At 44.9% G+C, this 24871-nt stretch carries 9 protein-coding genes, 6 rRNA genes and 2 riboswitches; all 15 genes read left to right on the top strand.

Annotated elements, in window-relative coordinates; translation table 11 throughout:
• Positions 1-177: 177 nt before the first annotated feature.
• Positions 178-1008, top strand: coding sequence for a KPN_02809 family neutral zinc metallopeptidase (gene ypfJ, locus ACZ9EE_RS14375; RefSeq protein ID WP_476028064.1), 831 nt, complete (start codon positions 178-180; stop codon positions 1006-1008).
• Between the two features lie 241 nt (positions 1009-1249).
• Positions 1250-2206 carry an AAA family ATPase gene (locus ACZ9EE_RS14370; RefSeq protein ID WP_476028062.1) on the top strand — a complete coding sequence of 319 codons (957 nt, stop codon included), beginning with the start codon at positions 1250-1252 and terminating at the stop codon, positions 2204-2206.
• A 2-nt stretch (positions 2207-2208) separates the two neighbouring features.
• A complete protein-coding gene (locus ACZ9EE_RS14365; protein ID WP_476028060.1) occupies positions 2209-3426 on the top strand; it encodes a DUF58 domain-containing protein in 1218 nt (405 codons plus the stop codon).
• Entirely contained in the window at positions 3423-5630 is a 2208-nt protein-coding gene (locus ACZ9EE_RS14360) for a DUF4129 domain-containing transglutaminase family protein (RefSeq protein ID WP_476028058.1), read from the top strand. The genes ACZ9EE_RS14365 and ACZ9EE_RS14360 overlap by 4 nt, the downstream gene beginning before the upstream one ends.
• 160 nt (positions 5631-5790) lie before the next feature.
• Positions 5791-5892: riboswitch (purine riboswitch) on the top strand.
• Between the two features lie 257 nt (positions 5893-6149).
• Positions 6150-7688, top strand: a complete 1539-nt coding sequence (gene guaA / locus ACZ9EE_RS14355) for a glutamine-hydrolyzing GMP synthase (RefSeq protein ID WP_476028056.1) — start codon at positions 6150-6152, stop codon at positions 7686-7688.
• Positions 7689-7934: 246 nt separating this feature from the next.
• A riboswitch (purine riboswitch) is annotated at positions 7935-8036 on the top strand.
• A gap of 109 nt (positions 8037-8145) precedes the next feature.
• Positions 8146-9471 carry an NCS2 family permease gene (locus tag ACZ9EE_RS14350; RefSeq protein WP_476028054.1) on the top strand — a complete coding sequence of 442 codons (1326 nt, stop codon included), beginning with the start codon at positions 8146-8148 and terminating at the stop codon, positions 9469-9471.
• A 146-nt stretch (positions 9472-9617) separates the two neighbouring features.
• Positions 9618-10460 carry a glucose PTS transporter transcription antiterminator GlcT gene (gene glcT / locus ACZ9EE_RS14345; protein ID WP_476028052.1) on the top strand — a complete coding sequence of 281 codons (843 nt, stop codon included), beginning with the start codon at positions 9618-9620 and terminating at the stop codon, positions 10458-10460.
• Positions 10461-10649: 189 nt separating this feature from the next.
• A complete protein-coding gene (gene ptsG / locus ACZ9EE_RS14340) occupies positions 10650-12698 on the top strand; it encodes a glucose-specific PTS transporter subunit IIBC (protein WP_476028050.1) in 2049 nt (682 codons plus the stop codon).
• 366 nt (positions 12699-13064) lie between these two features.
• Positions 13065-14615 (top strand): 16S ribosomal RNA (locus tag ACZ9EE_RS14335).
• Positions 14616-14808: 193 nt separating this feature from the next.
• A 23S ribosomal RNA gene (locus ACZ9EE_RS14330) occupies positions 14809-17744 on the top strand.
• Between the two features lie 83 nt (positions 17745-17827).
• Positions 17828-17943, top strand: a 5S ribosomal RNA gene (rrf, locus tag ACZ9EE_RS14325).
• A 390-nt stretch (positions 17944-18333) separates the two neighbouring features.
• Positions 18334-19882 (top strand): 16S ribosomal RNA (locus tag ACZ9EE_RS14320).
• Positions 19883-20078: 196 nt separating this feature from the next.
• Positions 20079-23013 (top strand): 23S ribosomal RNA (locus tag ACZ9EE_RS14315).
• Between the two features lie 81 nt (positions 23014-23094).
• Positions 23095-23210, top strand: a 5S ribosomal RNA gene (gene rrf, locus ACZ9EE_RS14310).
• Together the 16S, 23S and 5S rRNA genes form the textbook arrangement of a ribosomal RNA operon.
• A 119-nt stretch (positions 23211-23329) precedes the next feature.
• Positions 23330-24805 (top strand): spore germination protein, encoded by a 1476-nt coding sequence (locus ACZ9EE_RS14305; RefSeq protein WP_476028048.1) that lies wholly within the window; start codon positions 23330-23332, stop codon positions 24803-24805.
• The last annotated feature ends 66 nt before the right edge of the window (positions 24806-24871 follow it).

The raw sequence follows: 24871 nt of genomic DNA, 5'->3' as shown, positions 1-24871 counted from the left end.
TATTGATTAAAATAACAACCTACTATTTTCCTGAATTTAGAAGGAATTGAATATTAAGGTAGGACAATAGTATCGAATATTAACATAATGATTTCCTGAATATATTAATACTTTTAATCCTTCTAATTGGGTATAACACAGTAAATAACCCGCTATCATTTTTTAGGAGGTAAAATCATGAAATGGAAGGGAAGACGAGAAAGTTCAAACATTGAAGACCGCAGGGGAATGGGCGGCAAAACTATCATTGGCGGAGGAATAGGCAGTATCATTATTGTGCTCCTCGTTACGCTTCTTGGCGGAAATCCAGGCAATTTAATCAATAATATGACAACAAGCAATGGGGCTGATCCAAATACTCCATACCAAGAGTCAGCCCAAGAAAAGGAACAGGCAGATTTTGTTTCTGTTGTTCTGGCCGATACAGAGGATGTGTGGTCTGAAGAGTTTAAGAAAAGAGGACTCACTTACGAAAATCCTAAGTTAGTTTTATACACAGACAGTGTCCAGTCAGCCTGCGGATCAGCTAGTGCAGCTGTAGGCCCGTTTTACTGTCCAGGTGATCATAAGCTATACATTGATTTAAGTTTTTATCAGGAATTGAAAGACAAATTCCAGGCACCAGGTGACTTTGCCATGGCGTACGTAATAGCCCATGAGGTTGGCCACCACGTTCAAACACTATTGAATTCTGGGGATGAGGTTTCAGCAGCCGAGAAAAAGACAAATGAGTACTCCGTTCGATTTGAATTGCAGGCTGACTATTTAGCGGGCGTTTGGGCCCACTATGCGGAAGGAAAAGGTTATCTCGAAAAGGGTGACCTAGAAGAGGCATTAAACGCAGCTAACGCTGTAGGTGATGATAATATTCAGAAAAAAGCACAAGGCTATGTTGTTCCGGATAGTTTTACTCATGGAACCTCCGAGCAGCGGAAGCGCTGGTTTAATAAAGGCTTTAAAACCGGCACCATTGAAGGAGGAGACACCTTTCATACGGCCAACCTTTAATTGGAAAGCAAGACCTCTCCATTACGGAGGGGTCTTTTTGAATTACGGACAAACATAAACGGAACTACTTGTAAGTCTATGAATGATAGCTGCACTAGTTTTTTGAACATGGCCAATCCTATTTTCGTCCAATAATTGTCTGCATTCAGAATAAGGTGTCTTTTTATACAGGAATTTTCCAGAAAAACGAGAATACATAGTTAGTTACCATAAATCAGTTAAACCGCAAGGAGGTATTACCTTGTCCCTAGATCAAGTGAATCCAACAATTCAAAGAATAATAGAAAATATTGAAAAGGTTATGATTGGAAAACGGAATGTAGCAGAATTGAGTCTTGTAGCGCTTCTGGCCGGTGGTCATGTGTTGCTCGAAGACGTCCCAGGTGTGGGGAAAACGATGATGGTTCGTGCCCTCGCCAAGTCAGTGAATGCTAACTTCAGAAGAATCCAATTTACCCCGGATCTCTTACCGTCGGACGTAACTGGCGTGTCTATTTATAATCCTAAAGAAATGGAATTTCAATTTCGTCCAGGTCCCCTAATGGGAAACATTATCCTCGCCGATGAAATCAACCGGACATCACCTAAGACCCAATCAGCTCTCTTAGAAGGGATGGAAGAAGCGAGCGTTACCATCGATGGGGTGACCCATAAATTGAACCGGCCATTTTTTGTGATGGCTACTCAAAATCCAATTGAATATGAGGGAACTTATCCGCTTCCAGAGGCGCAGCTTGATCGATTCCTGCTAAAAATGAAAATGGGATATCCGGATTTACAAGAGGAAATGGAAGTCCTCAACCGGGCCCAAAAAGTGCCGCCGATCGAAGAGCTTACACCAGTGATTGACCTCGAAGGCTTGATTGCTCTACAAAATGAGATTAAAAATGTTTTCGTCGATGATACGATAAAACGCTACATCGTCGATATTGTCAACCGAACTAGGGGGCATGGCAGTGTTTATCTAGGGGCAAGTCCAAGGGGATCGATTGCCTTAATGAAAGCTGCTCAGGCCTATGCATTTATGAACAACCGTGAATATGTCCTGCCGGATGATATCCAATATTTAGCACCATTTGTCTTATCACATCGGATTATTTTAAAATCAGAGGCAAAATTTGAGGGAATCTCAGCAGAAGAAATTGTCAACCGAGTGGTTGCGAGAGTACCTGTACCGGTTCAAAGGCTTGTGAAATAATCATGAAAAAAAGATGGATCCTGTTTAAAAAAGTTTGGAAATTCATTCTCCTGCTTATTCTGATACTCCTCACTTTTTCATATGCCATGTTCGAAGGAGGATTTGTCAGCTGGTTCTTATTTTATAGCTTTTTGCCATTTGCTATTTATTGCATGGCCTTATCCTTTTATTCCTTAAATGAACTAGAAATCACGAGGATTTTGCCAAAAAGTGATTTTCATGCTGGAGAAACATTAACGGTAACGGTAAAGGTGAAGCGGGCCAATGCCTTTCCTTTATTTTTTCTGCTAATCGAAGATAATGTAAGTGAGCCACTAAAATCAGCCCAACAGCGAGTCACAAAGAGCCTGATCCTGCCTGGGGTGAAAAAAGAGTTTTCCTATGAATACATCATTCATGAACTACCACGCGGAGAACATTTTTTTCGCTCTTTTACCCTTAAAATTGGTGACCCGCTAGGCTTATTTGAAAAAGAAAAGACTTTTGATCAAGAAGGGAAAATTATTGTCTATCCCGCATATTCCGAACTGTTCTACCAGCCATTTGAAAACCAATATGACCAAGGCCTGACGGCATCGAGAGAACGAGTTCAGCGAGATACTTCCATGGCGGTTGGGGTAAGAGATTACCAGCCAGGAGACCGTTTCTCGTGGATTAATTGGAAAGCATCTGCAAAGCGGAATGAAATCATGACAAAGGAATTTGAGCAGCGCCAATCACATGATGTGTTTGTATTAATGGACAGTGTTCCAGATCAGTGTTTTGAAGCAGTTGTGTCCTTTACGGCTTCGCTTGTTCGAGCGGTTTTAAAGAAGGGTGCCCAGACAGGCCTAATAACCCATAGTAAGGATAGGGCATACTTCCCGATTAACGGCGGGGAAGCACACCTTAGGCAGCTCTTCTATCACTTGGCAAAAATTGAGGCAACAAGTTTAAAGCCATTTGATAAAGTCATTGAAACAGAGGGGCTGTTTATCCAACAATCCGTTTCTTTCCTACTGGTCACGGCTCAGTTAACAAAACCATTACTCGAAAAAGCAAGTTTTCTGGGGCAAAGGAAAGGTTCGATCGTCCTCTTCCTTATCAAAGGGCATAAGGAAACAGCATCAGACAATGAACGCTCTTTGATTTCGATTGCCAATGCCCGCGGGATCCGCATTATCATGGTAAATGAGGGCGAGCAAAGGTCAGCCTTTTCGGAGGTGGGTTTCCGGGTATGAAAAGGGATATTCCGTCATTTCTCTTATACGTGTTCAGCTTTTTCCTGTTATGGGAATGGCTTCGTCCAATCACGCAATTAACCGATACTAGTAATATGGGAATCTTTATTGTTTTTTTAATAGTTTCTTTTACCGCATCCTTTCTAAATATCAAAGTAATTTGGCAATCGATCCTAATGCTCATTTATATTCTCTTTTCGATCCATCGTCTTCACTATCAGAAAGGACTTCTAAATCCCAGCTGGGTAGCATCCTTTATCAAGGATTGTGCAAATAATATCCGCTTGCTCCTTAGCAGACAATGGTACGACCTTTCCAATGAATTCCGAACCCTGTTGTTTTTTCTGCTGTTATCCCTAATGGTGTACTTAATTAACTACTGGCTCTTAAGGAGGCAGCGGATCTTTATTTTCTTCTTTATGACATTAGTATTTATAACGGTATTGGATACGTTTACTGCCTACAGTGCAAAAACCGCTATTATTCGGACGGTCGTGGCGGGATTTGCAGTTATGGGTATGCTCACCTTTTATCGAATCATCCAAAAAGAGAAGGTTGATTATGACGCAGGATCGATACGAAAATGGATGATTCCCCTATCCGTTATGATTGTTGTCAGTGTTTTGGTGGGAATTGCAGCACCAAAAGCGGCACCAATATGGCCTGATCCTGTTCCATACTTAACGGCTAAAAATGATAATCCAGTTTCTTCCAACCATAAGGCAGGTCCGCGCCGAATCGGATATAGTACGGATGATAGGGCCTTAGGTGGTCCGTTTGTTGGTGATGACCAGGCTGTTTTTGCTTATGAAAGTAATGGAGAGAATTATTGGAAGATGGAAACGAAGGATATGTATACAGGGAAAGGCTGGGTTGCCTCAGGGTCAACGTTTAGCCCTTTTAAAAAAGGCGATCTTGTTCCTATTTATTCAATTCCCGCCGAAGTAGAGCGAATAAAGGAAACGGCACGTGTGATTTTGAATGGCAGCTATAAATTTAATAATATCATGTATCCAGCAGGGGTTACGAAGATTCTATCTATACAACCTTCTAACCAAAATACAAATCAGTTTTTGGTTGATGGGAACAACGAGAAAATTAGCTTTGTTACTAGCGATCAGCAACCGGTAGTTCCCCAACTTTTTATGGTTGAATTCGATATCCCTAAATATAAAGCGTCGGAATTATTGAAGACAACCACTCTCCCTGCTGAAATGAACAGGGCCATTTATAATAAATATACGATGCTGCCAACTAACTTGCCGCCGCGGGTAAAAGAATTGGCAGAAGAGATTACAAAGGGGAAGACAACCTGGTATGAAAAGGCAAAGGCTGTTGAAGAGTATTTTGGGAATTCTGGCTATATCTATGATCAGAAAAATGTGGCAGTGCCTGGTGAGAAGGATGATTATGTGGATCAATTCTTATTTGAAACAAAAAGAGGTTACTGTGATAACTTTTCCACTTCTATGGCGGTCCTGCTGAGAACGATCGGTATTCCTACACGCTGGGTAAAGGGCTATACTGGCGGAGAGTTTCAGGCATACAACGATGAGGGTTCCTCTAAACTCTTTTATGAAGTGACAAATAATAATGCCCATTCATGGGTGGAAGTTTTCTTGCCAAATTTAGGCTGGGTGCCTTTTGAGCCGACAATAGGTTTTTCGAATGAACTGACAATCAATTATGATAGTAAAGACGATGCTGAGGTAAGCAGCCAGCCAATCACACCGCCGTCTGTGAAAAAACCTGAGCAGGAAGAAAAAAATCCTACAACGACAAAAAAGGATTCTAACCCATCAAATGGGATAAAAACAGTCTTGAATAAGGCGAAACTGCATTGGGGGAAGATTCTATTTATTATACTGTTCCTAGCGGGAGCAGCGTTCCTACTTTACCGTTGGCGCGGTCGTTGGGCTCCATATGGGATTCTATTCTATTATAGATTTAAGAAAAAGGATGAAAATCTTGGCTCTGCGTATCTTCTTTTATTAATTCAGTTAGAACGTTATGGACTTAAGAGAAAAGATCATCAAACCCTCCGCAGTTATGCTCGTTACATTGATACGTTTTTTGCAACCAGAGAAATGACCCGGATAACCGCTCGCTATGAACAATATCTTTATCACCAAAGTCTTCCAAAAGGGTCTTGGGAAGAAACGCGTGAATTGTGGGAAAATTTAATTAAAAAGACAATCGCTTGACCGGAAAAACGCCCTATTGTTACAATTAGATTTAATTCAATGTCAAGCTCCAGGCGCCATCGGCTCGAGGTCACAAGTCAATCCGTCATGAAGGTAAAAATCAACCTTCCTGCCGGCTCGTCTTGTGCCTGTTGCTGAAGTCTAAGCGCCTTGCGCTTTTCTAATAGGGTATAAATACCTTCATATATCCTCGAAAATAAGGTTCGAGAGTCTCTACCGGGCTGCCGTAAATGGCCTGACTATGAAGGCGGAATTTCTTTAAGCGATACTTTTGCGATATAACTAGAATTCTGCCTTCCTGTTTTTGTTGGGGAGAGAATTCTAGTTTTTTTTATTTTCTAGTTCCAGCGCCTAACCCCTCGATGGTCTACAGCCAATCCGTCCAAAAGGTTAAAAATCAACCTTTCAGCCGGCTGGTCTTATGCTTGTCGAGGGTGACCAAGGCGCTTGCGCTTTTATTATTTTTTTACTTTTGGTATATGCTAGTAATAAATTTATGAAATTATAGGGGTGGCTATTTTGACGGAAAAGCAAGATTTGATTGTTGTATTAGACTTCGGAAGCCAATATAATCAACTGATTACGCGGAGAATACGTGAGTTCGGTGTGTACAGTGAACTGCATCCGCATACGATTACAGCGGAAGAAATTCGCAAAATGAATCCGAAGGGGATTATATTCTCAGGCGGACCAAACAGTGTGTATGATGAGAATTCTTTCCGCTGTGACGAAGCAATCTTCGAAATGGGCCTGCCGATACTAGGGATTTGTTACGGCATGCAGTTAATGACTGTCCACTTTAACGGGAAAGTAGAAAAAGCGCAGCAACGCGAGTATGGCAAGGCTACAGTGGTCCTTGAACAACCATCTGCCTTATTTGCTGAACTTCCTAACGAGCAGACTGTTTGGATGAGTCATGGAGATCTTGTTGTTGAAACACCAGCAGGGTTCACCGTCAATGGAACAAGCCCATCTTGTCCAATTGCCGCGATGAGCGATGAACAGCGCAAACTGTATGCCGTTCAATTCCATCCGGAAGTTCTTCATTCCGTATATGGAAATGAGCTTCTCAAGAATTATGTTTTTAAGGTTTGTGAATGCAATGCCACCTGGTCAATGGAAAACTTTATTGATTTGGAAATGGCAAAGATCCGCGAAACAGTTGGAGACAAAAAAGTCCTTTGTGCGCTTAGCGGTGGAGTTGATTCATCCGTTGTGGCTGTGTTAATTCATAAAGCGATCGGCGATCAATTAACCTGTATCTTTGTCGATCATGGACTGCTTCGGAAAAATGAGGCGGAGAGTGTCATGAAGACCTTCTCTGAAGGCTTCCATATGAACGTGATTAAAGTCGATGCAAAAGAACGCTTTTTATCCAAATTAGAGGGTGTTTCTGATCCGGAGAAAAAGCGGAAGATTATCGGCAATGAATTTATTTATGTATTTGATGATGAAGCGACTAAGCTTGCGGGAATTGAGTTCTTAGCACAGGGGACCCTTTACACCGATATTATTGAAAGTGGAACAGCGACAGCGCAAACCATTAAGTCCCACCATAACGTTGGCGGGCTGCCTGAAGATATGCAATTTAAATTGATTGAACCGCTCAATACCTTATTTAAGGACGAAGTTCGTGCCTTAGGTACGGAGCTTGGCATTCCTGATGATATTGTATGGCGTCAGCCATTCCCTGGTCCTGGTCTTGGGATTCGTGTGTTAGGAGCGATTTCAGAGGATAAGCTTGAGATTGTCCGCGAATCTGATTGGATTTTACGCGAAGAAATTAAAAAGGCGGGCCTTGACCGAGAAATCTGGCAATATTTCACCGTTCTGCCGGATATCCGCAGTGTAGGTGTTATGGGTGATGCTAGGACCTATGATTATACCATTGGGATCCGTGCGGTTACCTCGATTGATGGGATGACATCAGATTGGGCGCGCATTCCATGGGATGTATTAGAATTGATCTCCACTCGGATTGTTAACGAAGTGGCACACGTCAACCGAGTTGTCTATGATATTACCAGCAAGCCGCCTGCTACAATTGAATGGGAATAAACTAAAAAGCGGAATTGCCTTGATGAAGGGCAAAAGGATAAGACGAGCCGGATAAAACGGCTCGTTTTTTTGACTTGTGGGGGAAACAGACACATGGAATGTGATAGTGATCCTGTCGAATTATGTTGTTTAGTGAGGAAAATTGGTAGTAATACACAAAAATACGAACGATGCTATTTTTTTTTATTATATCGTTCGTATTTTTTATTTACAAATTTCGACTTTCTTGCTAAAATGAAAAAGTAATTAAGCGAATAATATTTGCATCGTATAATCTTGGGGATAAGGCCCAGAAGTTTCTACCGAGCCACCGTAAATGGCTTGACTACGAGGCAGTCTTTAATAAAGAGGTATTCCTTTTCCTCTGGTTATTGCACATGCCTATAGTCATGCTCCGGTAGAATATGCCGGAGCATTTTTTTGCATAATAACAGAAAGTATATAGGGGGAAAAGAGAATGCAGAAATACTTTGAGTTTGAGAAGCATGGCACGAATTATCGCCGTGAATTTATTGGGGGATTAACGACTTTCTTGGCAATGGCTTATATATTAGTCGTGAACCCGTTAACCTTATCACTTGCATCTATTAAAGATTTTCCGGATGCATTAAGAATGGACTATGGTGCAGTATTTGTGGCAACAGCTTTAGCATCAGCTCTTGGTTCTATTGTTATGGGTCTGCTTGGTAAGTATCCGCTAGCTTTAGCGCCGGGAATGGGTTTAAATGCGTTCTTTGCTTATACTGTTGTATTAGGAAGCGGTATTCCTTGGCAGCATGCCCTTGGTGCTGTCCTTATTTCCGGAATCTTTTTCTTATTACTAACACTTACTGGTCTTCGTGAGAAAATCATTAACGCGATTCCTGTTGATTTAAAACACGCAGTTGGGGCGGGTATTGGTTTGTTCATTACCTTTGTCGGGTTACAGGATGCGAAGATTATTGTAAATAATGATGCAACACTTGTTGGTTTAGGAGATTTAACTTCAGGTCCTACGCTTTTAGCTATTTTTGGGATTGTTGTAACAGTAATTTTGATGACAAGAGGCATTAATGGTGCTGTGTTCTATGGTATGGTTATCACTGCTATTGTGGGTATGATCTTTGGTGAAATTAAGATGCCAAGTAAAATAGTAGACACAGTTCCAAGTTTAGCGCCTACTTTTGGTGCAGCCTTTTCTTCCTTTGGAGACAGTTCGTTTTATACTACATCAATGCTTGGTATTATCTTAACTTTCTTATTTGTTGACTTCTTTGATAATGCAGGTACACTTGTAGCGGTAGCAAACCAAGCGGGAATTATGAAAGATAATAAGCTGCCACGTGCTGGCCGCGCTTTAATTTCAGATTCAATTGCGTCAACTGTTGGAGCAATTTTGGGTACTTCGACTACGACATCATATATTGAGTCGTCAGCAGGTGTTGCTGCTGGAGCAAGAACAGGATTTGCATCGCTCGTAACTGCTGGACTATTTATCTTATCAATCTTTTTCTTTCCTTTATTATCAGTGGTTACATCATCTGTAACAGCACCAGCTTTAATCATTGTTGGAGTATTAATGGTATCATCATTAGGTAACATAGATTGGAAAAAGTTTGAAGTTGCCGTCCCTGCTTTCTTAACAATGATTGCGATGCCGCTGTCATACAGTATTGCGACCGGGATTGCAGTAGGGTTTATCTTCTACCCAATTACCATGATTGTAAAGGGTCGTGTAAAAGAGATTAACCCAATCATGTACCTATTCTTTGTAATCTTTGTGTTATATTTTATCTTAAGATAATCAAAACCCTCCAAGGGAACTGTGATAAAAGCAGTTCTCTTTTTTTAGGTAGACATAATATTGTCGAACATTGTCGTTGACTTCCTGTTTCACCTCTTATAACATGAAAATTATAATGGTAAAAAAGGGAGATTGGAGGTGAGGGTTTGGCAAACTTACGAATCGATAAAGTGTTAAATAACAATGTACTCATTGCTGAACATCCTTCTTATGAAGAAGTCGTTCTAATTGGGAAAGGCATCGGGTTTAATCGCAAACGAGGCGACTATATAGAAACAGAAACAGTTGAAAAGCTTTTTGTTTTGAAGGATGAAAAAGAGCAGGAAAATTACATTAAGTTGCTGCCGTTTATCGATACGGACTATCTAGAAGTGATAATATCTGCGATTGATTTGATTAAACAACGGACACATACCGAATTAAATGAACATATTCATGTGGCCCTCACTGACCATTTAATGTTCGCTCTAACAAGAACATCAAAAGGAATGGAAATGAGAAATCCATTTTTAGTCGAAACAAAGGCACTTTATCGGCATGAATATGAAATCGCTTCAACTGTAGTAGAATACATTGGAGAAAGAACAGGAATACACCTTCCTGTAGGTGAAATAGGATTTATTGCTTTGCACATCCATAGTGCAATGACCAATAAAGATCTATCAGATGTAAATCAACATTCTCAGCTTGTCAGTAGATTGGTTGAGATGGTAGAAAATCAATTTGAAATTGAAATTGATAAAGAGAGTATCGATTACATGAGGCTTGTCCGACATCTCCGCTTTGCTATTGAACGAGTGGTAAAGGCTGAAAAAGTAGAAGAACCAGAAAAAATTGCGAACCTATTGAAAGTTGAATATCCAGTGTGTTATAATCTTTCGTGGAAGCTCATTAAAGTGATGCAGCAAACATTAAAACAGAAGGTCTTTGATGCGGAAGCCGTTTATCTGACGATGCATCTGCAAAGACTTCAAAACAAATTTAAATAGCACTTATTATTTTTTACGTGTTACTGATTCGATCAGGCATGAGTGAAAAGTACTAATTGAAATGAAGATTTTGGGGTATTCTAACCCTAAACTTTATTTTAATTTTTACTCTCGCTCATGCCTTTTTTGTTGTTTTTTATCTAATGTGTAACCGCTTTATGAGCTTAAAAATTTCAGGAGGTTATTGATATGAAAAACGCTTTTGGTACTTTACAAAAAGTCGGTAAAGCACTTATGCTTCCGGTTGCTCTTTTACCGGCAGCTGGTATACTACTTGCGATAGGCGCGGCTTTAGTGAATCCGGCATTATTGAACTTAGCTCCTTGGTTAGATAATAGCGGGGTTGCTATGGTTGCAAATGTTATGCAAAATGCTGGGAATATTGTTTTTGGTAACTTGCCGCTATTGTTTGCGGTCGGTGTTGCTGTAGGGTTAGCTGGAGGAGAAGGGACAGCTGGTCTCGCAGCTATCATTGGTTATTTAATTATGAATGTAACAATGGGTACTGTTTTAGGTATTGATGCAAAAGAAATTAACGGAACAAGTTATGTAAGTGTTCTTGGTATCCCGACACTGCAAACAGGAGTATTCGGCGGGATTATCGTTGGTATTCTTGCTTCTTCCATGTACAACAGGTTTTTTGAAATTGAACTTCCGTCCTATTTAGGATTTTTTGCAGGAAAACGTTTCGTTCCTATTATCACTGCTGGTTTAGCGATCATTCTTGGTTTAATTATGTTGGTAATTTGGCCGCCAATCCAGTCTGGATTAAACGCATTCTCGAACAACATGGTAAATGCAAACTTAACTCTATCTGCTTTTATTTTCGGGGTTATTGAACGTTCATTAATTCCATTCGGATTACATCATATTTTCTATTCACCATTCTGGTTTGAATTCGGATCTTATACTACCAAAGCGGGTCAAGTTGTTCACGGTGACCAGCGTATCTTTATGGCTCAAATCTCAGATCATGTGAAAAATCTTACTGCTGGTACATTTATGACTGGTAAATTCCCATTCATGATGTTTGGTCTGCCGGCTGCTGCATTAGCAATTTATCATGAAGCAAAACCTGAAAAGAAGGTATTTGTTGGTGGATTGATGGCATCTGCTGGTCTAACAGCTTTCTTAACTGGTATTACTGAACCAATTGAATTCTCATTCCTTTTCGTTGCACCGGTATTGTTTGGTATCCATGCGGTATTTGCTGGTTTATCATTTATGGTGATGCATCTATTAGATGTTAAAATCGGGATGACTTTCTCTGGTGGTTTAATTGACTATGTACTATTCGGTTTAATCAATCCACAAACACATGCGTGGCTTGTTATCCCTGTAGGTCTTGTATTCGCACTTATTTACTACTTTGGTTTCCGTTTTGCGATTCGTAAATTTGATCTTAAAACACCAGGTCGTGAGCTAGAAGAAGAAGAAGAAGGACAACAAGCAGGAGGAAAAACTTCAGGTGGAGATTTAGCTTCTAATATTCTAGATGCTATGGGCGGTAAAGATAATATCGCAAATCTTGATGCATGTATTACTCGTCTGCGTGTTTCAGTCAAAGATATTAAAAATGTAGACAAAAATGAATTAAAACGCCTCGGTGCTGCAGGTGTGCTTGAGGTAGGTAACAATATTCAAGCGATCTTTGGTCCACGTTCCGAAACAATTAAAGGTCAAATGAAAGATATTATGTCAGGAAAACGTCCTCGTGCAGCGGAGCCTGAGCAACAGCAGACGCAGGCAGCCGCTACGGATGTAATGCAGGCTGCGCGTCAAAATGAAGTATTTGCTGCACCGTTAAAAGGGGAAATCAAGCCGATTACCGAAGTCCCTGACCAAGTGTTTGCGGGTAAGATGATGGGTGATGGCTTTGCGATTGTACCATCAGAAGGTATGGTGGTATCACCTGTAAACGGTAAGATTGTTAACCTGTTCCCGACTAAACATGCAATCGGAATCCTTTCTGATACAGGACGTGAGATCCTCATCCATGTAGGTATTGATACTGTTAACCTAAAAGGTCAAGGTTTCGAGACGCTTGTAACGGAAAATGAAATTATTGAGCAAGGTCAACCGCTCTTAAAGTTCGATATTAACTATATAAAAGAACATGCAACTTCAACCATTACTCCAATTGTCTTCACGAACCTAGCTGAAGGTGAAAAAGTGGTGCTTGAGAAGTCAGGTCATGTTAATATCAAGCAAGAAGGAATTATTAAGATAACAAAGTAAGATTTAATTAAGAAGCTGGCCTAATAGCCGGCTTCTTTCTATATTACTTATGTTAATGCAACCAGGTTTTCAAAATTGATACAAACTGAATAAAAAAATGAAATTTAGTATTGACCCATACTGATGAAGGTGGTATTATATTTTAGCAGTCGTTGAGAAACATAAACAACTCAACGATGTTAAAAAATGTTGTTGACTTTAAGTTGATGACGTGGTATATTAATAGAGTTGCTTCTTAAAGAAGTGATTTAGAGTTTGTTCTTTGAAAACTAAACAAACAAAAACGTCAACAAACAATAAATTATCATGTTTCTTCTATTATATAAGTAGAACATGAGCCAACGTAAAATTTGAGCTACATCAACTTTCTTGGAGAGTTTGATCCTGGCTCAGGACGAACGCTGGCGGCGTGCCTAATACATGCAAGTCGAGCGAATCAATAGGAGCTTGCTCCTGTTGGTTAGCGGCGGACGGGTGAGTAACACGTGGGCAACCTGCCTGTAAGACTGGGGATAACACCGGGAAACCGGTGCTAATACCGGATAATCCTTTTCCTCTCATGAGGAAAAGTTGAAAGTCGGTTTCGGCTGACACTTACAGATGGGCCCGCGGCGCATTAGCTAGTTGGTGAGGTAACGGCTCACCAAGGCGACGATGCGTAGCCGACCTGAGAGGGTGATCGGCCACACTGGGACTGAGACACGGCCCAGACTCCTACGGGAGGCAGCAGTAGGGAATCTTCCACAATGGACGAAAGTCTGATGGAGCAACGCCGCGTGAGCGATGAAGGCCTTCGGGTCGTAAAGCTCTGTTGTTAGGGAAGAACAAGTACCGGAGTAACTGCCGGTACCTTGACGGTACCTAACTAGAAAGCCACGGCTAACTACGTGCCAGCAGCCGCGGTAATACGTAGGTGGCAAGCGTTGTCCGGAATTATTGGGCGTAAAGCGCGCGCAGGCGGTCCTTTAAGTCTGATGTGAAAGCCCACGGCTCAACCGTGGAGGGTCATTGGAAACTGGGGGACTTGAGTGCAGAAGAGGAAAGCGGAATTCCACGTGTAGCGGTGAAATGCGTAGAGATGTGGAGGAACACCAGTGGCGAAGGCGGCTTTCTGGTCTGTAACTGACGCTGAGGCGCGAAAGCGTGGGGAGCAAACAGGATTAGATACCCTGGTAGTCCACGCCGTAAACGATGAGTGCTAAGTGTTAGAGGGTTTCCGCCCTTTAGTGCTGCAGCTAACGCATTAAGCACTCCGCCTGGGGAGTACGGCCGCAAGGCTGAAACTCAAAGGAATTGACGGGGGCCCGCACAAGCGGTGGAGCATGTGGTTTAATTCGAAGCAACGCGAAGAACCTTACCAGGTCTTGACATCCTCTGACACTCCTAGAGATAGGAATTTCCCCTTCGGGGGACAGAGTGACAGGTGGTGCATGGTTGTCGTCAGCTCGTGTCGTGAGATGTTGGGTTAAGTCCCGCAACGAGCGCAACCCTTGATCTTAGTTGCCAGCATTCAGTTGGGCACTCTAAGGTGACTGCCGGTGACAAACCGGAGGAAGGTGGGGATGACGTCAAATCATCATGCCCCTTATGACCTGGGCTACACACGTGCTACAATGGATGGTACAAAGGGCAGCAAAGCCGCGAGGCCTAGCCAATCCCATAAAACCATTCTCAGTTCGGATTGTAGGCTGCAACTCGCCTACATGAAGCCGGAATCGCTAGTAATCGCGGATCAGCATGCCGCGGTGAATACGTTCCCGGGCCTTGTACACACCGCCCGTCACACCACGAGAGTTTGTAACACCCGAAGTCGGTGGGGTAACCGCAAGGAGCCAGCCGCCTAAGGTGGGACAGATGATTGGGGTGAAGTCGTAACAAGGTAGCCGTATCGGAAGGTGCGGCTGGATCACCTCCTTTCTAAGGATAATGCAGTCCTTATGGACTGATAAGAAGTTGACCGCTTTTTGTTTGTTTAGTTTTGAGAGTACAATCTCTCAAGAGTATATTCGTTCTTTGAAAACTAGATAATCGTATAGAAGAAACCAAGTAAAAACCGAGTAAAATCGCCATTTTAGTTTTTCTCTCTATTTTAAATAGAGTAAACCTTTTAGGTTAAGTTAGAAAGGGCGCACGGTGAATGCCTTGGCACTAGGAGCCGATGAAGGACGGGACTAACACCGATATGCTTCGGGGAGCTGTAAGTAAGCTTTGATCCGGAGATTTCCGAATGGGGAAACCCACTGCTCGTAATGGAGCAGTATCTTTACCTGAATACATAGGGTATTGATGGCAGACCCGGGGAACTGAAACATCTAAGTACCCGGAGGAAGAGAAAGCAAACGCGATTCCCTAAGTAGCGGCGAGCGAAACGGGATTAGCCCAAACCAAGAGGCTTGCCTCTTGGGGTTGTAGGACACTCAACATGGAGTTACAAAGGAACGGGGTAGATGAAGCGGTCTGGAAAGGCCCGTCATAGAAGGTAAAAGCCCTGTAGTTGAAACTTCGTTCCCTCCTGAGTGGATCCTGAGTACGGCCGGACACGTGAAATCCGGTCGGAAGCAGGGAGGACCATCTCCCAAGGCTAAATACTCCCTAGTGACCGATAGTGAACCAGTACCGTGAGGGAAAGGTGAAAAGCACCCCGGAAGGGGAGTGAAATAGTTCCTGAAACCGTGTGCCTACAAGTAGTTAGAGCCCGTTAATGGGTGATAGCGTGCCTTTTGTAGAATGAACCGGCGAGTTACGATTACATGCAAGGTTAAGTTGAAGAGACGGAGCCGCAGCGAAAGCGAGTCTGAATAGGGCGTATTTAGTATGTGGTCGTAGACCCGAAACCAGGTGATCTACCCATGTCCAGGGTGAAGTCCAGGTAACACTGGATGGAGGCCCGAACCCACGCACGTTGAAAAGTGCGGGGATGAGGTGTGGGTAGCGGAGAAATTCCAATCGAACTTGGAGATAGCTGGTTCTCTCCGAAATAGCTTTAGGGCTAGCCTCACGTAGTAAGAGTCTTGGAGGTAGAGCACTGTTTGGACTAGGGGCCCTCATCGGGTTACCGAATTCAGACAAACTCCGAATGCCAAAGACTTATCCGTGGGAGTCAGACTGCGAGTGATAAGATCCGTAGTCAAAAGGGAAACAGCCCAGACCACCAGCTAAGGTCCCAAAGTATACGTTAAGTGGAAAAGGATGTGGAGTTGCTTAGACAACCAGGATGTTGGCTTAGAAGCAGCCACCATTTAAAGAGTGCGTAATAGCTCACTGGTCGAGTGACTCTGCGCCGAAAATGTACCGGGGCTAAACGTATCACCGAAGCTGTGGATTGACACCGTTGGTGTCAGTGGTAGGAGAGCGTTCTAAGGGCGTTGAAGCTAGACCGTAAGGACTGGTGGAGCGCTTAGAAGTGAGAATGCCGGTATGAGTAGCGAAAGATGAGTGAGAATCTCATCCACCGAATGCCTAAGGTTTCCTGAGGAAGGCTCGTCCGCTCAGGGTTAGTCGGGACCTAAGCCGAGGCCGAAAGGCGTAGGCGATGGACAACAGGTTGATATTCCTGTACCACCTCTTTATCGTTTGAGTGATGGGGGGACGCAGGAGGATAGGGTAAGCGCACTGTTGGATATGTGCGTCTAAGCAGTTAGGCTGAGAAGCAGGAAAATCCGCTTTTCGTAAAGGCTGAGCTGTGACAGCGAGGGAAATATAGTACCGAAGTTCCTGATTCCACACTGCCAAGAAAAGCCTCTAGCGAGATAAAAGGTGCCCGTACCGCAAACCGACACAGGTAGGCGAGGAGAGAATCCTAAGGTGAGCGAGAGAACTCTCGTTAAGGAACTCGGCAAAATGACCCCGTAACTTCGGGAGAAGGGGTGCTCTTTGGGGTTCATAGCCTCGAAGAGCCGCAGTGAATAGGCCCAGGCGACTGTTTAGCAAAAACACAGGTCTCTGCGAAGCCGCAAGGCGAAGTATAGGGGCTGACGCCTGCCCGGTGCTGGAAGGTTAAGAGGAGGGGTTAGCTCACGCGAAGCTCTGAATCGAAGCCCCAGTAAACGGCGGCCGTAACTATAACGGTCCTAAGGTAGCGAAATTCCTTGTCGGGTAAGTTCCGACCCGCACGAAAGGCGTAACGATCTGGGCACTGTCTCAACGAGAGACTCGGTGAAATTATAGTACCTGTGAAGATGCAGGTTACCCGCGACAGGACGGAAAGACCCCGTGGAGCTTTACTGTAGCCTGATATTGAATTTTGGTACAGCTTGTACAGGATAGGTAGGAGCCTGAGAAACCGGAGCGCCAGCTTCGGTGGAGGCGTCGGTGGGATACTACCCTGGCTGTATTGAAATTCTAACCCGCACCCCTGATCGGGGTGGGAGACAGTGTCAGGTGGGCAGTTTGACTGGGGCGGTCGCCTCCTAAAGAGTAACGGAGGCGCCCAAAGGTTCCCTCAGAATGGTTGGAAATCATTCGTAGAGTGTAAAGGCACAAGGGAGCTTGACTGCGAGACCTACAAGTCGAGCAGGGACGAAAGTCGGGCTTAGTGATCCGGTGGTTCCGCATGGAAGGGCCATCGCTCAACGGATAAAAGCTACCCCGGGGATAACAGGCTTATCTCCCCCAAGAGTCCACATCGACGGGGAGGTTTGGCACCTCGATGTCGGCTCATCGCATCCTGGGGCTGTAGTCGGTCCCAAGGGTTGGGCTGTTCGCCCATTAAAGCGGTACGCGAGCTGGGTTCAGAACGTCGTGAGACAGTTCGGTCCCTATCCGTCGTGGGCGCAGGAAATTTGAGAGGAGCTGTCCTTAGTACGAGAGGACCGGGATGGACGCACCGCTGGTGTACCAGTTGTCTTGCCAAAGGCATCGCTGGGTAGCTATGTGCGGACGGGATAAGTGCTGAAAGCATCTAAGCATGAAGCCCCCCTCAAGATGAGATTTCCCATAGCGTCAAGCTAGTAAGATCCCTGAAAGATGATCAGGTTGATAGGTCAGAGGTGGAAGCGTGGCGACATGTGGAGCTGACTGATACTAATCGATCGAGGACTTAACCATAGTCTAAAGCGAATAACTTGTTTTTACCCAATTTCTTCTATATAATTATCTAGTTTTGAGAGAGCGATCTTTCAATTAAATAGTCTGGCAATTAAGGCGAGAAGGTCACACCCGTTCCCATACCGAACACGGAAGTTAAGCTTCTCAGCGCCGATGGTAGTTGGGGCTTTGCCCCTGTGAGAGTAGGACATTGCCAGGCGAGAGACAGGAATTTACGTTTCTGTCTTTTTCTTTCCCCATTTTGAGAATTGGAATAAATTTTCTGTTGCAAGTGAACACCGACGGTGTTAAAATAGAAAAGTTGCTCTTCCAAAGAGTGATCAAGGAATCAAAAATAGAAAAAACTTTCTATTGTTCTGAAACACAAAACGTGTTAAGATAGTAAAGTCGCTCTTCAAAAAGAGAGCGCAAGTCAATCGAAATTGGAAATAATTGATGATTGATAGTTTGTTAGAAATGCGATAAGATAGTATTCCTGTCGCTTTTGGTGACATTGTTCTTTGAAAACTAAACAAACAAAAACGTCAACAAACAATAATATTCATTTCTTATGAAATGAAGCCAACGTAACAAAATGAGCTAATCAACTTTCTTGGAGAGTTTGATCCTGGCTCAGGACGAACGCTGGCGGCGTGCCTAATACATGCAAGTCGAGCGAATCTACCGGACTTGTTCCGGAAGGTTAGCGGCGGACGGGTGAGTAACACGTGGGCAACCTGCCTGTAAGACTGGGATAACACCGGGAAACCGGTGCTAATACCGGATAATCCTTTCCCTCTCATGAGGGAAAGCTGAAAGTCGGTTTCGGCTGACACTTACAGATGGGCCCGCGGCGCATTAGCTAGTTGGTGAGGTAACGGCTCACCAAGGCGACGATGCGTAGCCGACCTGAGAGGGTGATCGGCCACACTGGGACTGAGACACGGCCCAGACTCCTACGGGAGGCAGCAGTAGGGAATCTTCCACAATGGACGAAAGTCTGATGGAGCAACGCCGCGTGAGCGATGAAGGCCTTCGGGTCGTAAAGCTCTGTTGTTAGGGAAGAACAAGTACCGGAGTAACTGCCGGTACCTTGACGGTACCTAACCAGAAAGCCACGGCTAACTACGTGCCAGCAGCCGCGGTAATACGTAGGTGGCAAGCGTTGTCCGGAATTATTGGGCGTAAAGCGCGCGCAGGCGGTCCTTTAAGTCTGATGTGAAAGCCCACGGCTCAACCGTGGAGGGTCATTGGAAACTGGGGGACTTGAGTGCAGAAGAGGAAAGCGGAATTCCACGTGTAGCGGTGAAATGCGTAGAGATGTGGAGGAACACCAGTGGCGAAGGCGGCTTTCTGGTCTGTAACTGACGCTGAGGCGCGAAAGCGTGGGGAGCAAACAGGATTAGATACCCTGGTAGTCCACGCCGTAAACGATGAGTGCTAAGTGTTAGAGGGTTTCCGCCCTTTAGTGCTGCAGCTAACGCATTAAGCACTCCGCCTGGGGAGTACGGCCGCAAGGCTGAAACTCAAAGGAATTGACGGGGGCCCGCACAAGCGGTGGAGCATGTGGTTTAATTCGAAGCAACGCGAAGAACCTTACCAGGTCTTGACATCCTCTGACACTCCTAGAGATAGGACTTTCCCCTTCGGGGGACAGAGTGACAGGTGGTGCATGGTTGTCGTCAGCTCGTGTCGTGAGATGTTGGGTTAAGTCCCGCAACGAGCGCAACCCTTGATCTTAGTTGCCAGCATTCAGTTGGGCACTCTAAGGTGACTGCCGGTGACAAACCGGAGGAAGGTGGGGATGACGTCAAATCATCATGCCCCTTATGACCTGGGCTACACACGTGCTACAATGGATGGTACAAAGGGCAGCAAAGCCGCGAGGCCTAGCCAATCCCATAAAACCATTCTCAGTTCGGATTGTAGGCTGCAACTCGCCTACATGAAGCCGGAATCGCTAGTAATCGCGGATCAGCATGCCGCGGTGAATACGTTCCCGGGCCTTGTACACACCGCCCGTCACACCACGAGAGTTTGTAACACCCGAAGTCGGTGGGGTAACCGCAAGGAGCCAGCCGCCTAAGGTGGGACAGATGATTGGGGTGAAGTCGTAACAAGGTAGCCGTATCGGAAGGTGCGGCTGGATCACCTCCTTTCTAAGGATAATGCAGTCCTTATGGACTGATAAGAAGTTGACCGCTTTTTGTTTGTTTAGTTTTGAGAGTGCAATCTCTCAAAGCTTTTTAAATCGTTCTTTGAAAACTAGATAATCGTATAGAAGAAACCAAGTAAAAACCGAGTAAAATCGCCATTTTAGTTTTTCTCTCTATTTTAAATAGAGTAAACCTTTTAGGTTAAGTTAGAAAGGGCGCACGGTGAATGCCTTGGCACTAGGAGCCGATGAAGGACGGGACTAACACCGATATGCTTCGGGGAGCTGTAAGTAAGCTTTGATCCGGAGATTTCCGAATGGGGAAACCCACTGCTCGTAATGGAGCAGTATCTTTACCTGAATACATAGGGTATTGATGGCAGACCCGGGGAACTGAAACATCTAAGTACCCGGAGGAAGAGAAAGCAAACGCGATTCCCTAAGTAGCGGCGAGCGAAACGGGATTAGCCCAAACCAAGAGGCTTGCCTCTTGGGGTTGTAGGACACTCAACATGGAGTTACAAAGGAACGGGGTAGATGAAGCGGTCTGGAAAGGCCCGTCATAGAAGGTAAAAGCCCTGTAGTTGAAACTTCGTTCCCTCCTGAGTGGATCCTGAGTACGGCCGGACACGTGAAATCCGGTCGGAAGCAGGGAGGACCATCTCCCAAGGCTAAATACTCCCTAGTGACCGATAGTGAACCAGTACCGTGAGGGAAAGGTGAAAAGCACCCCGGAAGGGGAGTGAAATAGTTCCTGAAACCGTGTGCCTACAAGTAGTTAGAGCCCGTTAATGGGTGATAGCGTGCCTTTTGTAGAATGAACCGGCGAGTTACGATTACATGCAAGGTTAAGTTGAAGAGACGGAGCCGCAGCGAAAGCGAGTCTGAATAGGGCGAATTAGTATGTGGTCGTAGACCCGAAACCAGGTGATCTACCCATGTCCAGGGTGAAGTCCAGGTAACACTGGATGGAGGCCCGAACCCACGCACGTTGAAAAGTGCGGGGATGAGGTGTGGGTAGCGGAGAAATTCCAATCGAACTTGGAGATAGCTGGTTCTCTCCGAAATAGCTTTAGGGCTAGCCTCACGTAGTAAGAGTCTTGGAGGTAGAGCACTGTTTGGACTAGGGGCCCTCATCGGGTTACCGAATTCAGACAAACTCCGAATGCCAAAGACTTATCCGTGGGAGTCAGACTGCGAGTGATAAGATCCGTAGTCAAAAGGGAAACAGCCCAGACCACCAGCTAAGGTCCCAAAGTATACGTTAAGTGGAAAAGGATGTGGAGTTGCTTAGACAACCAGGATGTTGGCTTAGAAGCAGCCACCATTTAAAGAGTGCGTAATAGCTCACTGGTCGAGTGACTCTGCGCCGAAAATGTACCGGGGCTAAACGTATCACCGAAGCTGTGGATTGACACCGTTGGTGTCAGTGGTAGGAGAGCGTTCTAAGGGCGTTGAAGCTAGACCGTAAGGACTGGTGGAGCGCTTAGAAGTGAGAATGCCGGTATGAGTAGCGAAAGATGAGTGAGAATCTCATCCACCGAATGCCTAAGGTTTCCTGAGGAAGGCTCGTCCGCTCAGGGTTAGTCGGGACCTAAGCCGAGGCCGAAAGGCGTAGGCGATGGACAACAGGTTGATATTCCTGTACCACCTCTTTATCGTTTGAGTGATGGGGGGACGCAGGAGGATAGGGTAAGCGCACTGTTGGATATGTGCGTCTAAGCAGTTAGGCTGAGAAGCAGGAAAATCCGCTTCTCGTAAAGGCTGAGCTGTGACAGCGAGGGAAATATAGTACCGAAGTTCCTGATTCCACACTGCCAAGAAAAGCCTCTAGCGAGATAAAAGGTGCCCGTACCGCAAACCGACACAGGTAGGCGAGGAGAGAATCCTAAGGTGAGCGAGAGAACTCTCGTTAAGGAACTCGGCAAAATGACCCCGTAACTTCGGGAGAAGGGGTGCTCTTTGGGGTTCATAGCCTCGAAGAGCCGCAGTGAATAGGCCCAGGCGACTGTTTAGCAAAAACACAGGTCTCTGCGAAGCCGCAAGGCGAAGTATAGGGGCTGACGCCTGCCCGGTGCTGGAAGGTTAAGAGGAGGGGTTAGCTCACGCGAAGCTCTGAATCGAAGCCCCAGTAAACGGCGGCCGTAACTATAACGGTCCTAAGGTAGCGAAATTCCTTGTCGGGTAAGTTCCGACCCGCACGAAAGGCGTAACGATCTGGGCACTGTCTCAACGAGAGACTCGGTGAAATTATAGTACCTGTGAAGATGCAGGTTACCCGCGACAGGACGGAAAGACCCCGTGGAGCTTTACTGTAGCCTGATATTGAATTTTGGTACAGCTTGTACAGGATAGGTAGGAGCCTGAGAAACCGGAGCGCCAGCTTCGGTGGAGGCGTCGGTGGGATACTACCCTGGCTGTATTGAAATTCTAACCCGCACCCCTAATCGGGGTGGGAGACAGTGTCAGGTGGGCAGTTTGACTGGGGCGGTCGCCTCCTAAAGAGTAACGGAGGCGCCCAAAGGTTCCCTCAGAATGGTTGGAAATCATTCGTAGAGTGTAAAGGCACAAGGGAGCTTGACTGCGAGACCTACAAGTCGAGCAGGGACGAAAGTCGGGCTTAGTGATCCGGTGGTTCCGCATGGAAGGGCCATCGCTCAACGGATAAAAGCTACCCCGGGGATAACAGGCTTATCTCCCCCAAGAGTCCACATCGACGGGGAGGTTTGGCACCTCGATGTCGGCTCATCGCATCCTGGGGCTGTAGTCGGTCCCAAGGGTTGGGCTGTTCGCCCATTAAAGCGGTACGCGAGCTGGGTTCAGAACGTCGTGAGACAGTTCGGTCCCTATCCGTCGTGGGCGCAGGAAATTTGAGAGGAGCTGTCCTTAGTACGAGAGGACCGGGATGGACGCACCGCTGGTGTACCAGTTGTCTTGCCAAAGGCATCGCTGGGTAGCTATGTGCGGACGGGATAAGTGCTGAAAGCATCTAAGCATGAAGCCCCCCTCAAGATGAGATTTCCCATAGCGTCAAGCTAGTAAGATCCCTGAAAGATGATCAGGTTGATAGGTCAGAGGTGGAAGCGTGGCGACATGTGGAGCTGACTGATACTAATCGATCGAGGACTTAACCATATTTTTTAAAGCGAATAACTCGTTTTTACGAATTTCTTCTACATTATCTAGTTTTGAGAGAGCGATCTTTCAATTAAATAGTCTGGCAATTAAGGCGAGAAGGTCACACCCGTTCCCATACCGAACACGGAAGTTAAGCTTCTCAGCGCCGATGGTAGTTGGGACTTTGTCCCTGTGAGAGTAGGACGTTGCCAGGCACGAAAAAAGACAATCATAGTGATTGTCTTTTTTTGTTTTCTAGGACTAAGAAAATGGGTATATAACCCTTCAACTTGCCGCAAAATACCATTAATGATTGTTATAGGAGTTGGCATGGTTGGGAAAAAAGGGGATTCAAATTCCGGTTAAGGAATCTTATGAAGAAAATATCGAATATTTGAAAAAAGAGCTTCGTGTAGGGAAAAGCTTTGATATCATCCACCGCAAGATAGATTATGCTGGACATAAGATGAGCATGTTCTTAGTGGATGGATTTGCCCAGGCAAATATCTTGCTTTTAATCATGAAGGAGATTGAGAAACGAAAACCTGAAGAATTTAAAGACGATCCAATAAACGTGCTAGTTAAAACATTTATACCACATGTTGAAGTGGTTGCTACACCCGACTTAGAGGAAGTAATTGCCCAAGTTCTTGCGGGACAGACGGCTATAGTTGTTGAACAAGGCAGTAAAGTGGTCCTGATTGATTCACGGGAATATCCGATCCGTTCGCCTCAGGAACCTGATATCGAACGAGTGGTTCGTGGGCCCCGTGATGGGTTTGTGGAGACAATTGTATTTAACCTTGCCTTAATTCGCAGGCGGGTACGAGATCGCTCGTTGGTTATGGAATATGTACAAGTAGGAAATCGATCAAAGACAGATGTAGCATTAGTATACATAGATAGTATTGTTGATATGGATAACGTGAGAATGCTAAGAGAAAAACTTGAGGATATTTCAATAGATGGGATATCTATGGGTGAGAAGACTGTCGAAGAGTTTGTATTTGGCAGGAACTATAACCCGTATCCATTAGTCAGATATACGGAAAGAGCGGATACCAGTTCTGTTCATTTAATGGAGGGGCATGTCCTTATCGTTGTCGATGGTTCGCCTAGCGTTATGATTTGTCCAGCTACCTTTTGGCATCATTTGCAGCATGCGGAGGAATATCGTCAAAAACCTTTGGTTGGAGGATTTTTAAGATTTGCAAGATTTATTGCCGTTGCTGCTTCATTATTCCTATTACCAATATGGTATACCTATGCCACAAATGAACAGCTCCTGTCGGAACGATGGAAGTTTATTGGAGTAAAAGAACATGGGGAAATTGCCCTCATTTGGCAGTTTCTCATCGCGGAAATCGGGATTGAAATTTTGCGGATGGCGGCTATACATACCCCTAATGCCCTTGCTACCGCCCTTGGTATCGTCTCCGCCATTATTATCGGGGATGTAGCGGTTCAAGTCGGAATATTTACCCATGAGGTAGTGCTATACGTTGCGGTTGCAGCGATAGGAACATTTGCGACACCTAGTTATGAATTAAGCCTTGCCAACCGTATTTTCCGTGTTTTCTTTTTAATCATGGTCGCATTGTTCCAAGTGCCTGGTTTAATTATCGGGATTACATTATGGATCTTACTTTTAGTCTCCACAAGGACAATGAATATACCTTATTTATATCCGTTTATGCCGTTTAACCCCCTGGATTTCAAATTAGTCCTTCTCCGCTCACCTGTTCCATACAGTAATATACGAGGAAACATGCTAAACCCACAGGATCGGTCCAGACAAGAAAATGACTAAGCCTATCGACTTATCGAGTCCGATAGGCTTTTTCCTTTGATAGGCAAGGGAGAATCCCCATATCTA

The sequence above is a fragment of the Bacillus sp. URHA0034 genome (assembly GCF_056280405.1).
The sequence above is the reverse complement of the archived record's forward strand: the minus strand, read 5'-3'. Positions and strand labels throughout refer to the sequence as shown.

Excerpts from the sequence above, each read along its gene's own strand:
- ACZ9EE_RS14350 (WP_476028054.1), top strand. The coding sequence starts at position 8,146 with ATGCAGAAATACTTTGAGTTTGAGAAGCATGGCACGAATTATCGCCGT.
- ACZ9EE_RS14360 (WP_476028058.1), top strand. The coding sequence starts at position 3,423 with ATGAAAAGGGATATTCCGTCATTTCTCTTATACGTGTTCAGCTTTTTC.
- ACZ9EE_RS14365 (WP_476028060.1), top strand. The coding sequence starts at position 2,209 with ATGAAAAAAAGATGGATCCTGTTTAAAAAAGTTTGGAAATTCATTCTC.
- ypfJ (WP_476028064.1), top strand. The coding sequence starts at position 178 with ATGAAATGGAAGGGAAGACGAGAAAGTTCAAACATTGAAGACCGCAGG.
- ptsG (WP_476028050.1), top strand. The coding sequence starts at position 10,650 with ATGAAAAACGCTTTTGGTACTTTACAAAAAGTCGGTAAAGCACTTATG.